12 protein-coding genes and 2 pseudogenes are annotated in these 15,340 nt (G+C 70.8%); 9 read left to right on the plus strand and 5 right to left on the minus strand.

The window, feature by feature from the left end; genetic code table 11:
• Positions 1 to 769: 769 nt before the first annotated feature.
• The 5 genes from AB0G14_RS16255 to AB0G14_RS16275 all read left to right on the plus strand — a co-directional run bounded on the left by AB0G14_RS16255 (position 770) and on the right by AB0G14_RS16275 (position 6,550).
• Positions 770 to 3,289, plus strand: coding sequence for a bifunctional diguanylate cyclase/phosphodiesterase (locus AB0G14_RS16255; RefSeq protein ID WP_357697983.1), 2,520 nt, complete (start codon positions 770 to 772; stop codon positions 3,287 to 3,289).
• A gap of 70 nt (positions 3,290 to 3,359) precedes the next feature.
• Complete coding sequence (locus AB0G14_RS16260) at positions 3,360 to 4,661, plus strand: glycosyltransferase 87 family protein (protein ID WP_357697985.1); 1,302 nt, start codon at positions 3,360 to 3,362, stop codon at positions 4,659 to 4,661.
• 9 nt (positions 4,662 to 4,670) lie between these two features.
• Complete coding sequence (locus AB0G14_RS16265; protein ID WP_357697987.1) at positions 4,671 to 5,306, plus strand: phosphoribosyltransferase family protein; 636 nt, start codon at positions 4,671 to 4,673, stop codon at positions 5,304 to 5,306.
• A 22-nt stretch (positions 5,307 to 5,328) separates the two neighbouring features.
• Positions 5,329 to 5,754 (plus strand): zf-TFIIB domain-containing protein, encoded by a 426-nt coding sequence (locus tag AB0G14_RS16270; RefSeq protein WP_357697989.1) that lies wholly within the window; start codon positions 5,329 to 5,331, stop codon positions 5,752 to 5,754.
• Between the two features lie 115 nt (positions 5,755 to 5,869).
• Positions 5,870 to 6,550: a maleylpyruvate isomerase N-terminal domain-containing protein gene (locus AB0G14_RS16275; RefSeq protein ID WP_357697991.1), complete on the plus strand. Its 681-nt coding sequence runs from the start codon at positions 5,870 to 5,872 to the stop codon at positions 6,548 to 6,550.
• 15 nt (positions 6,551 to 6,565) lie between these two features.
• Here AB0G14_RS16275 and dnaB read toward each other — a convergent pair whose 3' ends face one another.
• Entirely contained in the window at positions 6,566 to 9,406 is a 2,841-nt protein-coding gene (dnaB, locus tag AB0G14_RS16280; protein WP_357698066.1) for a replicative DNA helicase, read from the minus strand.
• Positions 9,407 to 9,906: 500 nt separating this feature from the next.
• Between dnaB and AB0G14_RS16285 the strand changes: the two are divergent.
• The 4 genes and pseudogenes from AB0G14_RS16285 to AB0G14_RS16300 form a co-directional block, all read left to right on the plus strand.
• A pseudogene (locus tag AB0G14_RS16285) lies at positions 9,907 to 10,914 on the plus strand (IS256 family transposase); the annotation flags it as partial.
• A 244-nt stretch (positions 10,915 to 11,158) separates the two neighbouring features.
• Complete coding sequence (locus tag AB0G14_RS16290; protein ID WP_357697992.1) at positions 11,159 to 12,241, plus strand: IS110 family transposase; 1,083 nt, start codon at positions 11,159 to 11,161, stop codon at positions 12,239 to 12,241.
• Between the two features lie 17 nt (positions 12,242 to 12,258).
• A pseudogene (locus AB0G14_RS16295) lies at positions 12,259 to 12,495 on the plus strand (transposase); the annotation flags it as partial.
• A gap of 269 nt (positions 12,496 to 12,764) precedes the next feature.
• The gene (locus AB0G14_RS16300) at positions 12,765 to 13,199 is read left to right on the plus strand and encodes a hypothetical protein (RefSeq protein ID WP_357697993.1); all 435 of its coding nucleotides are present in this window, start codon (positions 12,765 to 12,767) and stop codon (positions 13,197 to 13,199) included.
• 90 nt (positions 13,200 to 13,289) lie between these two features.
• Here the strand turns inward: AB0G14_RS16300 and rplI are convergent, their stop codons facing one another.
• The 4 genes from rplI to rpsF all read right to left on the minus strand — a co-directional run bounded on the left by rplI (position 13,290) and on the right by rpsF (position 14,939).
• Entirely contained in the window at positions 13,290 to 13,736 is a 447-nt protein-coding gene (gene rplI, locus AB0G14_RS16305) for a 50S ribosomal protein L9 (protein ID WP_357697995.1), read from the minus strand.
• 14 nt (positions 13,737 to 13,750) lie between these two features.
• On the minus strand, positions 13,751 to 13,990 hold the full coding sequence (rpsR, locus tag AB0G14_RS16310) for a 30S ribosomal protein S18 (protein WP_007073789.1): 240 nt from the start codon (positions 13,988 to 13,990) through the stop codon (positions 13,751 to 13,753).
• A 41-nt stretch (positions 13,991 to 14,031) separates the two neighbouring features.
• Positions 14,032 to 14,568, minus strand: a complete 537-nt coding sequence (locus AB0G14_RS16315) for a single-stranded DNA-binding protein (RefSeq protein ID WP_172896610.1) — start codon at positions 14,566 to 14,568, stop codon at positions 14,032 to 14,034.
• An 80-nt stretch (positions 14,569 to 14,648) separates the two neighbouring features.
• Entirely contained in the window at positions 14,649 to 14,939 is a 291-nt protein-coding gene (rpsF, locus tag AB0G14_RS16320; RefSeq protein ID WP_076468436.1) for a 30S ribosomal protein S6, read from the minus strand.
• Between the last annotated feature and the right edge of the window lie 401 nt (positions 14,940 to 15,340).

Below are 15,340 nucleotides of genomic sequence, written 5' to 3' on the forward strand. Positions count from 1 at the left end.
CCGTCTTCGGGCCGACGACCAGCCTCGGCAATAACGAATCGGTGAGGCGACTCTCACTGTCAGGCGATCACTTCATGGCCGATCGGAACCTCGCCCTTCGGTTCGTTGTGTGGAGCGCCGCGCCGGGCGTCCCGAATGGACGGGCAGGGTTTCACGAACATATGAACGAAAGGCTCGCGGTTGCTGAGGGTCACGCCTGATCAGCCCTCAGATGAATGGTGCGGTGCCCACCCCGCCGGGTGCAGGTTCGGTGGTTCCGACAGGGCGGTGCAGCGGCTCTGGTCGACAGCCGGCAGTGGCGCCGTGACGATCCGCAACCGGATACGGCCCGAACGGGCTGCTTCCGGGCCAGCGCATGGACAATCGCGCCGCCACGGGGCGCACAGCGCCCGTCGCGCCACAATCATGATCGGCGTTCAAGGGCGCCTTCACGTCCGATGCGCAGAGGCGGACACTGGGCCATTATCTTGCGTTAACCACAAGCGGATAGAAGTACAGCACTCCGTTCCGACGCGGGAACGGAAAGTCACGAAAAGTAGCGCGATTCTCATCCATTGCCCATAGTTACATATATCCCTCCAAAATTGCCTTAACCACCCTTAGGCTGTTCCCATCGCAGACAACAGCCGCAGATGAGGTCGGGCAGTTAAGCAGGAGGGATAAAGCCATGTCGGCACACGAGTGGCAGTAAGAAGGATTGTGTTCGGCGAGTGACCGTAGGTAGCCTCGACATCTGCTCATCGGGGGCGGGTGGCAAGTCGGGGATGCGGTGACACGACCGAACACGGGCAAGACAGAGGCCGAGCGGCGGCTGACGCTGCACGTCGGCCTCGTCTGCGTTGTGGCCACGGTCGCGGTGGTCGTTTCCCTGCACGCGCTGACGGAACTCGACCTGTCGGGCGAGGATCTGGCGCTCAGCCTCAGCTTGATCTTCATGGCCGCACTCGGCGTGACGATCAAGTGGCGGATTCGGATCCGCGCGACGGTTCACGCGATCTCCTGGAGCGAGACGGCGATCATCCTGAGTCTGGCGGTTGCACCGACGTCGCTGGTCGTCCTGACCACCGGGCTCGGGGTGGCGATCGCCCTGCTGCTCATCAAGCTCCCGCCGCTGAAGGCCGCCTTCGGAGTAGCCAAGAGCATGTTGCTGGCGGCGGGCGCGGGGGCGACACTCCACGCGCTCGGATGGCCGCCACCGCCCGCCGAGTTCCCACATGTCGTCGGGCTGATCGGGCTCGCCTACGCAGTCGCCGTGGTCCTCGACGAGCTACTGACTCTCCCGGTCATCGCGCTCGCCACCGGCACCAGGCTCGGGCACCTCTTCCGGGAGGACCTCGGGATGCGCCTGACGAGCGCGGTGGCACGCTTCGTCCTCATCGTGACCACGCTGCTCATCCTGCGCGCCGACCCCCGACTCCTGCTTGCCGTGCCGCCCCTGGTGCTCAGCCTCCACCTGCTCTACTCCAACCGGGTCAAGGCCCGCACGGAGCAGCAGGCGTGGCAGCGGCTCGCCCGCACCACCGACGCGCTCAACGTGGTCGACCTGGACAAGGTCCTCACCACGGCGGTCACCCAGGCCGCCGAGCTGTTCTCCGCCGACGAGGTGGAGATCGAGCTGCGCGACAGCGGCCGCACCGTGCGCGGCGGAGCGGGCGCCATCACGTACGACGGGCCGGCCGGCGGGCCGAACTCCACCGACGGCACCGTGGTCCCGGCCGCGCTCGAGGGGCACGACCGGACGGCCGACGTGGGCGTGCTGCGGCTGCGCTTCCGCGGCCCCGTGCAGCTCTCCGAGCGGGAGCAGTACACGCTGCGCACCTTCGCCTCGGCGCTCTGCACCGCGGTCCGCAACGCCCAGGCGTACGCCGAGCTGGCCCGGGTCGCCGACGAACACGCGTACGCCGCCACGCACGACGCGCTGACCGGGCTGGCCAACCGCCGCCACCTGCTCGACCAGGGCACCGAGCACCTCAACACCCGGCACGCCGACGGGGTGACCGCCCTGGTGCTGATCGACCTCAACCACTTCAAGGAAGTCAACGACACCCTCGGGCACGCCGCCGGGGACCAGGTCCTCGTGCAGGTCGCCGAGCGACTGGGCACCGCCGCTCAGGAGGGCGACCTGGTGGCCCGGCTGGGCGGTGACGAGTTCGCCGTACTTTTGCGGGGTCTGCCGGCCCCGGCGGTGGCCGCGCACCGCGCGGAGACTCTGCTCGCCGCGCTGCACGAGCCGTTCGACCTGGACGGCATGCGGATCAGCGTCGAGGCGAGCGGCGGGATCGCCGCCGCGCCCGCCACCGGCGGCATGCCGGAGCTGCTGCGCCGCGCGGACGTGGCGATGTACCAGGCGAAGCGGGCCGGGCAGCGCACCTCGACGTACGCCCCGACCCGGGACACCGCCGACCTCGGCCGGCTGACCCTCGGCGGGGAGCTGCCCCGCGCCGTCGCCGACCACGAGTTCACCGTCAACTTCCAGCCCATCGTCGACCTGGGCTCCGGCCTGGTCACCGGCGCGGAGGCGCTGGCCCGCTGGCGCCACCCCGTCCACGGGGTGATCGACCCGCTGCGCTTCCTGGAGGCGGTGGAACGGTCCGGGCTGCTGCCGGCCTTCGCCGAGGCGATCCTCGACGAGGCGCTGCTCGCGGCGAGCGCCTGGCGGGAGGCCGGCTTCGACGTGCCGGTCGCGGTCAACGTGTCGCCGCGCAGCCTGCTCGACGCCCGCTTCCCCGGCTCGGTGCTGGCCCGGCTGCGGGCCCACGACCTGCCCCCCGACCGGCTGGTGCTGGAGTTGACGGAGACGCTCACGCTCAGCCAACTCGACGTGGTGGACCGGGTGCTCAGCCGGCTGCGGGACGAGGGGGTGCGGCTGGCGTTGGACGACTTCGGCACCGGTTACTCCTCCCTCTCCCTGCTCTCCCGGATCCCGGTGCACGAGCTGAAGATCGACCGCAGTTTCGTGACCGCCATGGAGGGCTCCGCCGAGGCCGCCGCCGTCATCCGCTCCACCCTCGACCTGGGTCGCAGCCTCGGCCTCGAGGTGGTGGCAGAGGGGGTGGAGAGCGAGCCGCAGCGCCGGGCGCTCTGGGAGCTGGGCTGCACTGCCGGGCAGGGCCACCTCTTCGCCCGGCCGATGCCCGCCAACACGCTCCTCGCCGCGTTCCGGCGGGGCTCCGGGGGCAGTCCGGGCGCTCTCGCGCCGCCGCTGCACGACGCCGGCGCGGTCATCCGTCTCGCCCCCGGCCGCCGGCAGGGCGGGCGCGGGCGCGCCGACCGCCACCTGCCGGCCTGACTGGGAACGGCCGTCAGCCCAGCGCCGACGCGTGGCGGTGGCGTGAGCCCGGTCTGCCAGACTGGCGCGCGTGACCGCCGCCCCGACCACCCGCCGCGGCTGGCGGGCCCTCGACACGGCCGCCGGTGGCCTCGCCCTCGACCTCGGCCTGTACGCCGTGTCGGCGGCGTTCGCCGCGACCACCGCCGCCACGTCCACACTCGTCCCGCACCGGGCCTGGGGCGGCGTCGCCGCCGCCGGGTACCTCCTCGCCGCCCTCGCGGCGACCGCCCAACTCGTGCTGCGCCGGCGCGACCCGCGGTCGCCGCTGGCCGGCCTGCCGGCCCGCTGGGCGGTCACCGGTTTCGCCTGGTTCACCACCGCCCTGCTGCCGCTGGCCTGGCAGAGCGTCGAACGGGCCGGCGGGCGCGGCGACCGGGCGCAGGAGGAGGTACTGGTCGTCGAGAAGTCCGGCAGGCGGCTGGTCGACACCGGCACGCCGTACCTCGGGCACGACGCGATCGCCGCCCTGCCGCCCGGCGAGCAGTTGCTCGGCTACACCCCCTACCAGCCGGGGATGGCCCTGTTCGGGCTGCCCAGGGCGGCCGTCGACGCCTGGTGGACCGACGCGCGCGTCTGGTTCGCGGTCGGCACCGCGCTGGCGCTGGCCCTCGCGGTCCGCGCCCTGACGCGCGTCGACCGCCCCGCCGGCCACCACGCGGCCGGTGCCGCCGTGCTCCGGGGCGTACAGGCCGCCACCGTACTGCCGGTCTGCGCGCTCACCCTCGCCACCGGCGGCGACGACCTGCCCGTCCTCGCGCTCTGCCTGCTCGCGCTGGCTCTCGCCGCCGCCGGACGGCCCGGCCGGGCCGGCATCGCCGTCGGCCTGGCCGGGGCACTGAAGCTCTTCGCCTGGCCGGTCGCCCTCGTGCTGATCATCTGGGGGATGACCCGGCGGGCCGGCCTGCGGGTCGCGGCGGGAGCGGTCGGCCTGCCCGTCGCCGCGCTGCTCCCCGCCCTGCTCGTCGACCGCGACGCGCTGGTCGAGAACGTGCTCCGCTTCCCGCTCGGCCACGGCCTGGTGACCAGCCCGGCACAGTCGCCGTTCCCCGGCCACCTGATCGCCACCGCGCTGCCCGCCGGCCGCGCGGTCGCCGCCGCCCTGCTGCTCGCGGCCGGGCTGGCGATCGCCGTCCGGCTCGCCCGCCGCCCGCCCCACACCGCCGTCGCCGTCGCGCTGACCTGCGGGTACGGGCTGCTGGCCGCGATCCTGCTGATGCCGTCGACCCGCTTCGGCTACCTGCTCTACCCGCTCGCCCTCCTGGTCTGGGCCGCCGCGCTGCGGCACCCCGGTTCGCCGAACTGGCGGGCGAAGGGCGGCGACACGGCGTAGACCTGAGGCATGACCACCACCTACCGCGACCGCGAAGAGGCGGGCCGGATGCTCGCCGACCGGCTCACCACCCTGATCGGCGAACCGGACGTCATCGTGCTCGGGCTGGTGCGCGGCGGCGTGCCGGTGGCCCGGGTGGTCGCCGAGCGCCTCGGCGCGCCGCTGGACGTGCTGGTCGTCCGGAAGCTCGGCATGCCGTGGGCGCCCGAGGTCGCCTTCGGCGCGCTCGGCCCCGGCGGCGTGCAGGTGCTCAACGACGTCGTGGCCAGCCGGCTCGGCGCCGACGACATCGCCGAGGTGCGCCAGCGCGAGCAGGCCGAGCTGGAGCGGCGGGAGCAGCTCTACCGCGCCGGCCGGCCGCCGCTCGACCTGTCCGGGCGCACCGCCGTCATCGTCGACGACGGCCTGGCCACCGGGGCCACCGCCCGCGCCGCCGTCCAGGTCGCCCGCCACCTCGGCGCCCGCCGCGTCGTGGTCGCCGTCCCGGTCGGCTCGCAGGAGGCGTACGAGATGCTGGCCGCCGAGGCCGACCAGGTCGTCTGCGCGCAGCACCCGCCGGAGTTCATGGCGGTGAGCGCCTACTACGAGGACTTCCACGAGGTCGCCGACTCCGAAGTCACGGAAGCGCTGACAGCAACCGCGTGACCGGACCGGGTACGGTCGGAGAATGAGCCTGACCTGTCCCAAGTGCCACGGAGAAATGCGCCAGTACGAGCGCAGCGGCGTCGTCATCGACCAGTGCGGCGAGTGCCGGGGGATCTTCCTCGACCGCGGCGAGCTGGAGAAGCTGTTCGAGGCGGAGGCCAACTGGAACCGCCAGCAGGGCGCCCCGACCCCGCCGCAGCCCGCCCAGCAGGGCGGCTACCCCGGCCAGCCCGGCCACCAGCAGGGCGGCTACGCGCCTCCGCCGCCCCCGCCGCCCGCCCCCGCCCCGCACCAGCCGGGCTACGGCGCCGTCCCGCCGCCCCCGCCCCCGCCGGCCCACGGCTACCCGCCGGCCCCCGCGTACGGGCACGGCCACCAGCACCACGGCTACCACGGGCACTACAAGCGCAAGAAGCACAAGAGCTTCCTGGACGAGATGTTCGGCTGAGCCACTCCGTCGACCGGGCCGGTGCCTCGACCGGCCCGGTCACCCGTGGCCACGTCCGCACCCCGCACCGCCACTCGCCGTGCCGGCAGGCGACGGGCGTGCGACGCTGCACCCCATGACGCACCAGGGGCAGCACTTCGCGCTGGCGCAGGCCTACGACGGAATCACCCGGGTCGTGGCCGACCTCGACGACGCCGACCTGCAACGGCCCACCCGGTGCCGGGGCTGGCTCGTCGCGGACCTGCTGTTCCACGTGCTCTGCGACGCCCAGCGGGCGCTGGTCGCGCTGGCCAGCCCCGCCGAGGGTCCGCCCGACGTGGACGACGTGAGCTACTGGCGCGCCTTCCCGGCCGACGGGGGCGGAGCCGGTGCCCGACATGCCTGGTGGATTCGCCGCTCCGCCGCCGCCTTCGACCGTCCGAGCGGGGTCGTCCGGCTCTGGACCGACACGGCCCCCGCCGCCGTACGCGCGGCGGGCGCGGCAGACCCCGACGGCTGCGTCACCACGCAGGGGCACGTGCTGCGCGTGCCGGACCTGCTCGCCACCCTGACCACCGAGGCCGTCGTGCACCACCTGGACCTGGTCCTCGACCTGCCCGACGCGCCCCCGCCCGGGGTGCTCGCCATGCGGGTCGCCGTGGCCACGATGGACGGCCTGCTCAGCGACGACGCCGTCCGCCCGGCCGGATGGAGCGACGCGGAATACCTGCTCAAGGCAGCCGGCCGGGTGCCACTCACCGACCGCGACCAGCTCGAACTCGGCGAGGTCGCCGGCTGGTTCCCGCTTCTGGGTTGACCAGTGCCGCTGCTCTCAGACGATGGCCATGTCGACGAAGCGCGACAGGTGCAGCTGGGCGGCCACCGTCACGGTGTCGGTCGGGCCATTTCTGTGTTTGGCAACAATGAAATCCGCCTCCCCGGCCCGAGGCGATTCCTTGTCGTAGTAGTCGTCGCGGTGCAGCAGGATGACGACGTCGGCATCTTGCTCGATCGAACCAGATTCGCGCAGATCGGACAATTGGGGTCGCTTGTCGGTACGCTGCTCCGGGCCACGGTTCAGCTGACTCACCGCGATCACCGGGCACTCGACCTCCTTGGCCAGCAGCTTCAGGCCACGGGACAGGTCCGCCACCTCCTGCTGCCGGCTCTCGGTGCGCTTCGGGGAGGTCATCAGTTGGAGGTAGTCGACGACGATCAGCTTGAGGTCGTGCCGCTGTTTGAGCCGCCGCGCCTTGGCCCGGATCTCCATCAGGTTCATGCTCGGCGTGTCGTCGACGAAGAGCGGCGCCTCGCTGATCTCGCCCATGCAGCGGGCGAGCTTAGTCCAGTCGTCGTCGGAGAGCTGACCGCTGCGCAGGACGTGCAGCGGCACCCGCGCCTCGGCCGAGAGCAGCCGCATGACGATCTCGACCTTGCTCATTTCCAGTGAGAAGATCGCCGACGCCTGGTTGGCGCGGATAGCCGCGTTTCGGGCAAAGTCCATGCTCGCAGTGCTGTTGTGCGTCGGGATCATCGCCCGACCCGCGAGGTAGAGGTGCTCGGGGTTGTCCACCGTCACGCACCGGACCGGCACGCTCGGCACCGGTCGGACGTCCACGATGAAGCGGGAATTCGTCCGCACGTCCGAACTGGTACGACGCCTCGTAGCGTGAGCCGAGCGCTTCCGCTCCAACCAGAAGATCGGATCCGGGGTGGAGAAGTTCAGCGTGTACGCGATCGACGGATCGGGGCTGCGCCCGGGCACCGCCTTTTCCGTGACAGTGCAGCGGTAGCCCAGACTCACCACGAGCTCCCGCACGTCCTCGGCGAGCCGCTTCGAGGTGGAGGTGTACTGGAGGTTACCGGCGGGAGCGACCGTGCCGTCGGTGTCCATCAGGCCCGCCAGCAACGCGCGGCGCTGGGAATCGGAGGCCCGGAGGTACTCCTGCGGGATGTGCTTGTCCGTCGCCACCCCCAGCCGCCGGAGCAGCGCCAGGAACGAACCGTGCACGACCCTGCAGTCCGCGCAGCGCTTGACGGCAGGGTTCTCCCGAAGCGCCCGGGTGGACCGGCCGCAGTTGACACACGTCCGCTCGGTCGGTGGCGTCGCCGCCGGCAGGGAGATGCTGTAGAGCATCGGACCGCTGGGCCGCACCACGAATCCGTCCCGCTCGACAAGGTCCACCATCTCGTCGTCAGCGGTAGTGAACCGGCTGGCGCCGGTGTGCCCGTCACCGAGCCACACGCCCAGGGTGTAGGGCGGGATCAGCAGGTCGCGCTCCGGCAGTCGCAGGGGACCGCAGTTCTCGACGGCGTGGTTCAACCGCCGGTCGGCCGTGTCGGTATGCAACGTCGCCGCGATCTGGGCGGTGGTCACCACGCCGCCGTGCCGGACCCGGGCACCGGCATTGACGTGCCGCTCGGCCCGCTCGCGCAGCCCAGTCAGCAGTGGCCCTACCGGGTACCCCGGTGCGCTCCAGTTCCGCGCCTTTCCCGCGCGCGTCACCAGCCGGCTCACCCGCCCCTCGGCACCGACCTCCCGCGCGACGGTGTGCAGGACGTTGCGGAACTCAGGGCCGACCTGTTCCAGCGCCTGCGCCACGGTGACGAGGCGTCGGGATTCGGCACCGACCGTCGCCTGGGCGGCCCGCACCCTGGACAACGACGACTCCGGCCAGTACTGACGCGTTCGCTGCTCAGGCTGGCGCCGGCTCGCCCGGGTCGTGGTCTTCCACAGGTGCTCCGCGTCCGCGACGATCACCGTGCCGTCGGAGAATTCAACCTCGTAGCACGGCCGGTCGTACATCACCTCGAAGGCGGCGGTAACGGTGGTCGGGCTGCCATCGGCGGCCAGCAGGCGGTCACCCACGGCGACCTCGCCCATCGTGGTCCACCCGTCCGGGGTCGGCAGCGGCGTGTCGAGGGCGAGCGCCTTGCCCAGACCCGGCCGACCGGCGACGATGATGAGCTGCCCGGCGTGCAGGCCGTTGAGCAGCCGGTCCAGGTCGGTGAAGCCGGTGGGGACGCCGGTCATCACGCCGCCCTGGGCGCCCACCGCCTCGATCTCGTCGAGCGTCGGCTGGAGCATGTCGGCGAGCACCGCGAAGTCCTCGCTGACGCGGCGCTCGGTGACGTCGTAGACCGCCTGCTGGGCGAGGTCGACGATGTCGTCGACGTCGCGGCTGCCGCCCTGACCGGTGCCGTAGCCCAGCTGCACGATCTTGGTGCCGGCCTCCACCAGCCGCCGCAGGACCGCCCGCTCGCTGACGATCCGCGCGTAGTAGGCGGCGTTCGCGGCGGTCGGCACGCTGGCGATCAGCGTGTGCAGGTAGGGGGCGCCACCGATCCGGACCAGGTCGCCGGAGTCGGCCAGCGCCGCCGCCACGGTGATCGAGTCGGCCGGCTCGCCCCGACCGTAGATCTCCAGGATGGTGTCGAAGATGGTGGCGTGCACCGGCCGGTAGAAGTCGTTGGTCTTGAGGATCTCGACGACGTCGGCGATGGCGTCCTTGGAGAGCAGCATGCCGCCGAGGACGCACTGCTCGGCAGCGACGTCCTGGGGTGGGGTCTTGTCGAACTGACCGTCGCGCTGGGGCGGCGGGGACGCCTGGCCGCCGCCGGGGCGCTGGTCCGCCCGCATGTCGTCGGTGACCGACACGGGTCCCCCCTCCACTGCGTCGGATCCAAGGCCAGCTCTACCGCCGGGGTACGACAACCTCGACCTGCCGGTCGATCGGGGGTCATCGCACGGCCGGTCGGGGGCCCACCTTACGGAACCCGAGGTCAGCCCCTCAACCATGGCGGTGGACGAGCCTCGGGACAACCTGTGGATGCCGGTGGACGACCATGTGCGCAGGGTGTGCACAGGCTGTGGACAACGGTTGGGGAATTCCCCCAGGCAAGCCGCTGAGCTGGGAAAACTCAGTCCCCACCCTGTGGAGGAAAGTTTTCGGTCGAACTGCCCGGTCGAACGTCCCGTACCAGCTCCAGCGAACGGCTACACCTGGACAGCGGATTGCGCCATCGGCTGGGAAGGGTCACGCTCCGGCCGTCAGGGTTGCGTCCACCGGAGTGGTGTACGACTTGCCCGTGATGGGCGTGTTGCGTAGATGGGAGACGGCCACCGCGCGATCCTTCGAGACGGCTAAGTCGAACGAAGGAGAGTGATGCGCGATGGCCGCATCTGAGAGTGTGAACCCTGTTGACCTGCTGTGCGAGCAGATCGCGGGCGCGTCGCCTGATGTGTTGCAGGCGATGATCAAGACGTTCGCGCAGGCGGTGATGTCCGCCGAGGCGGACGCGATCTGCGGCGCCGGTTACGGGCAGCGCAGCGAGGAGCGGGTCAACTCTCGTAACGGCTACCGGCCGAGAGAGTGGGACACCCGCGCCGGCACGATCGATCTGGCGATCCCGAAGCTGCGGCAGGGCAGCTACTTCCCGGACTGGTTGCTGACCCATCGCCGGCGGGCGGAACAGGCCCTGGTCTCGGTGGTTGCCACGAGTTACCTGCTCGGGGTGTCGACGCGGCGGGTGGAGAAGCTGGTCGAACAGCTGGGCATCCGGCATCTGTCGAAGTCGCAGGTCTCGGAGATGGCCGCCCATCTGGACGCCCAGGTCGAGGCGTTCCGCAACCGGCCCCTCGACTCAGGGCACTACACGTTCGTGTGGATGGACGCGTTGACGATGAAGGTCCGTGAGCACGGGCGCACCGTCAATGTCCATGCCCTGATCGCGGTCGGCGTCAACGCCGACGGCCAACGCGAAGTGTTGGGCCTGGACGTGGCCTCCGACGAGGACGGCGCCGGCTGGTTGGCGTTCCTGCGATCGCTGACCGCCCGCGGCCTGTCCGGCGTCCGTCTGGTCATCTCCGACGCCCACGCCGGCCTCGTGGCCGCCATCGGCGCCGCCCTGCCCGGAGCCTCCTGGCAACGCTGCCGCACCCACTACCTGCGCAACCTGCTCACGAAAGTCCCGAAGTCGGCGCAGCCGTGGATCGCGACCCTGGTGCGCACGATCTTCGACCAGCCCGACGCCGACGCCGTCCGCGCCCAGTTCCAACGTGTCGTGACCACGATCGAAGCGAAGTTCCCCGCCGCGGCCGAGCACCTCGACACCGCCCGCGACGACCTCCTCGCCTTCACCGGCTTCCCCCGCGAGATCTGGCGCCAAATCTGGTCCAACTGTGAGGATCTTGCAGTGCCGCCTGGTGGTTGGGGTCTGACCCGTGGTCTAACTGGCCGAAGTGCCTATGGATTGATCTGTCGACCACCGGCCCCAGGCGGTGCTTGCTCGCGCCGGCCCGGACGGACGTGTCCCGATAGGGGCCTTGCCGCACAAGGCACCGTCACAGTTCTGACTGCCCGCCCGGCCCGGCGCCGGCCAACGACCCGCATCGGCTCGAAGGAATCGCGTGACCACGAACAGCATGACCAACCTCGACGAAGACCGCCAGCAACACCCTGAAACGATCATCCTCGGCGTCGACACGCACAAAGACATCCACGCAGCCGCGATCCTCAGCAGCACCGGCGCGCTGCTCGCCAACGCCACCTTCGCCACCACGACGACCGGCTATCGCAACCTGCTGACCTGGGCAAAGTCGTTCGGTGAACTTCACCGAGCCGGCGTCGAAGGCACCGGCTCCTACGGGGCCGGGCTGACTCGCTACCTGCGATCCGAAGGGCTCGTCGTCTGCGAGGTGAACCGGCCAGACCGCGCCAGCCGCAGGCGCAAAGGCAAAACCGACGCGTTCGACGCCGAAGCCGCCGCCCGATCCGTCATCTCAGGCGAGGCGACAACGATTCCCAAGAGCGCCGACGGCCCCGTCGAGATGCTCCACATCTTCAAGCTGGCGAAGGACTCGGCGGTCAAGGCCCGCACCCAGGCAATCAACCAGCTGAAAGCCGTTCTCGTCTGCGCCGAACCTGAGCTGCGCGAACAACTGTCGCCGTTGTCCAATCCACGGCTTCTCGCCGCCTGTTCCCACCTTGATCTCGACGGCGACACGGGACCCGATCAGGCGGCACGTTACACACTCCGGCTACTCGCCGAGCGGATCCAACGGTTGAGCGCAGAGATCGACGAGCTCACCAGCCGCATGACCGCGGCGGTCGAAGCCAAAGCGCCCCAGCTGCTCGAACTCACCGGCGTCGGACCCGACAGCGCGGCCATCCTGCTCGTGGCCGCCGGCGACAACCCCGAACGGCTCGTCAGCGAGGCCTCGTTCGCTGCGCTCTGCGGCGTCAGCCCGCTGGAAGCCTCCTCCGGCAAGACCAGCAGACGTCGACTCAACCGTGGCGGTAACCGGCAAGCCAACGCTGCTCTCTACCGCATCACCCTGTCGCGGCTGCGATGGGACGAACGCAGCCGCGTCTACCTGGCCAAACGGGCCAGCGAAGGCAAGAGTCGCCGCGAGGCCATCCGCTGCCTGAAACGCTACATCGCCCGCGAAATTCATCGCCACCTCACAGAGGTAATGCGAAGCGCCCCGCTGCCGGCAACGGCTTGACAATCCATAGGGGCATCAACCCGCAGGAACGGCTGAACAAGGAGATCCGCCGCCGCACCGACGTCGTCGGGATCTTCCCCAACCGACCCGCGATCATCCGCCTCGTCGGCGCCGTCCTGGCCGAACAAACCGACGAATGGACCGAAGGCCGCCGCTACATGGGCCTGGAACTACTCGCCAAAGCCCGCCTGATCACCGTCGAAACCGACCAACACGACACCGACCAGCCCGACCCCGCCCCGATCGCCGCATAGCATCAGACCGGATCCTGCGATGGCCGTCTCTTACACCACTCGCATGGACGCGACCGCCGTCAGTTACCGGGACTGGGGACGCGGAGACGATGGCCCGCGCGAGCGACCGCCGGCCGTTGCCTGGGACGGTCCCCCAGCCCCGTCGCCGGCCGACCCCTACGACGGGGACACCGCCCGGCCCCGCGCCCGGAGCCGACGTCGCGGCGTCGCAGCCGGCCAGCAGGAGTCCGTCGATCCCTACCTGCCGCGCTGGGCGCCCGGCCGGCGAGGTGGACCGCTGGGAGCACTCCGCCACCGTTCGGTGGGACCAGTGCGACGACACCGGCCAGTGGCACCAGCCGGACAGCACCGGGCAGTGGGAGCGATACTCCGACGGCGGTGGGTGGGGCCGGCCAGTGTCACCGCGCCCCGGCGGCGGCACTGCGGAGGGGTGGCCCTGGCCCGGGCAGGACGACCGGGACGAGGGGTCCTGGTCGGGCACCCGCCTGGCGGGCGACGCACCGCGGGCGCGGGCGCTGGGTTCCCTGGCATCAGGCCTGCCGCGATTCGGGTTGGCGCTGGCCAGCAGCCTGGTCGTGGCGCTGCTGCTGCACCGGGTCGGCACCACCTGGCGTTCGGCCACGGTGGCGCTGGCTGCGGCGGTGGTCGGCGGTGGCCTCTCGACGGTCATGATCAGCGCGGTCACCGGGCAGCCGATCGGCTGACGGGCCACTACCCGGCCGGGCCGGCTCGTCGAACGCGAACAGGGCCCGCACCGGTCGGTGCGGGCCCTGTCGTGGTGCTGTGGTGAGGCGTCAGCCCTGGACGACGTTGAGGTCGAACTTGGCGGTCACCTCGGGGTGCAGCTTGATCCGCACCGGGTAGGAGCCGGTCGACTTGATGGGACCGGACAGCTCCAGCCGACGACGGTCGAGGACCGGACCACCGGCGGCCTTGACAGCCTCGACGATCTCGGCCGGGGTGACCGAGCCGAAGAGCCGACCACCGTCACCGGCACGGGCCTTCAGGTTGACCTTGAGGCCCTCGAGCTGGCCCTTGACCTCGTTGGCGTGGCCGAGGTCGCGGATCTCCCGGGCCGAGCGGGCCCGCTTGATGACCGTGACCTGCTTCTCCGCACCCTTGGTCCAGGCGATCGCGAAGCCCTGCGGAAGCAGGTAGTTACGGCCGTAGCCGTTCTTGACCTCGACGATGTCGCCCGGGGCACCGAGGCCGGACACCTCCTGAGTCAGGATGATCTTCATATCGGTGCCTCCTCTCAGCGGGCCGTGGCGGTGTACGGCAGGAGCGCCATCTCACGGGCGTTCTTGACCGCACGGGCGATCTGCCGCTGCTGCTGCGAGGTCACGCCGGTCACCCGCCGAGCGCGGATCTTGCCGCGGTCGGAGATGAACTTGCGCAGCAGCGCGGTGTCCTTGTAATCGATGTAGGTGATCCCGTCCTTGTCGAGCGGGTTCACCTTCTTCTTCGGCTTGCGAAGTGCAGCGGCCTTGGCCATTGCTCGTGCTCCTGGTTTGCGATCGCGGGCGCTCGGCGCCATTAGAACGGGGGCTCCTCGTCGAAGTTTCCGCCACCCGAACCACCGCGCGAGGGTGCCGGCGCGGCCGAGGCCCAGGGGTCGTCGAAGTTGCCTCCGCCGCCGCCCTGGCCACCTCCACCACCGCCGCCGAAGCCGCCGCCACCGCCGCCGGAGCGGGACATCTTCTGCACCTTCGCCGTGGCGTAGCGCAGCGACGGGCCGATCTCGTCGACCTCGAGCTCGATGACGGTGCGCTTCTCGCCCTCGCGCGTCTCGTACGACCGCTGACGCAGCCGGCCCGAGACGATCACGCGGGCGCCCCGCTGGAGCGACTCGGCGACGTGCTCCGCCGCCTGCCGCCACACGGTGCACGCCAGGAAGAGCGGCTCGCCGTCCTTCCACTCGCCGGAGGCCTTGTCCATGAACCGGGGCGTCGAAGCGACCCGGAACTTGGCGACCGCCGCACCGGAGGGGGTGAACCGCAACTCGGGGTCATCGGTCAGGTTGCCGATGACCGTGATGGTGGTGTCTCCTGCCATGACCATCTCCTCGCGCACTCATCTGTTCTGCCGTACAGGCTCTCAGAGCCCTCCGACAGCACCGATGAGGCTGGTCCGGGTGAACCGGGTTTGAATGCTTAGCGCATCTCCGGCCGGATGACCTTGGTGCGCAGCACGGACTCGTTGAGCCGCAGCTGACGGTCCAGCTCGGCCACCGCCGCAGGCGTCGCCTGCAGGTCGATGACGGCGTAGATGCCCTCGGCCTTTTTGTTGATCTCGTACGCGAGGCGCCGGCGGCCCCACACGTCGGTCTTCTCCACCGAGCCACCCGCGGTCCGGATCACGTTCAGGTACGTGTCGAGCGACGGGGCGACGGTGCGCTCCTCGAGGCTGGGGTCGAGGATCACCATGATCTCGTAATGACGCAAGACGTGCTCACCTCCTGTGGGCTAAGCGGCCACGGTCCTTCCGTGGCAGGAGGTCGTGCGTCGTGGCCCACGCCGGTCCCGGGGGGACCCGGCCGGACGCGGACAACCGGACCAGGATACCCGGTCCGGACGATCATGCCCGGAGTGGTCGGTCCACCCGGCCCGGGCAGAGGCGACGGGGGCCCGCCTCGACGTCACTGTCGATGCGAGCCCCCGTGCACGAGGCCGCGGGGCGTCCCGTCCGCATTCCTTGGGTGGGACCTGGGGAGGAACGACCACACCGATGAGGTTGGACCGGGGACGCCCCGCGGAGCTTTATCGTGTTGTTACCTGACGTTACAACGGCTCTTGACCCTTGTCGGTGTAAATGGCGGATTTCTCCGAAATTTTTTGGCCGGCCC

This window comes from Micromonospora sp. NPDC023814 (assembly GCF_040639595.1).
Classification (GTDB): domain Bacteria; phylum Actinomycetota; class Actinomycetes; order Mycobacteriales; family Micromonosporaceae; genus Micromonospora.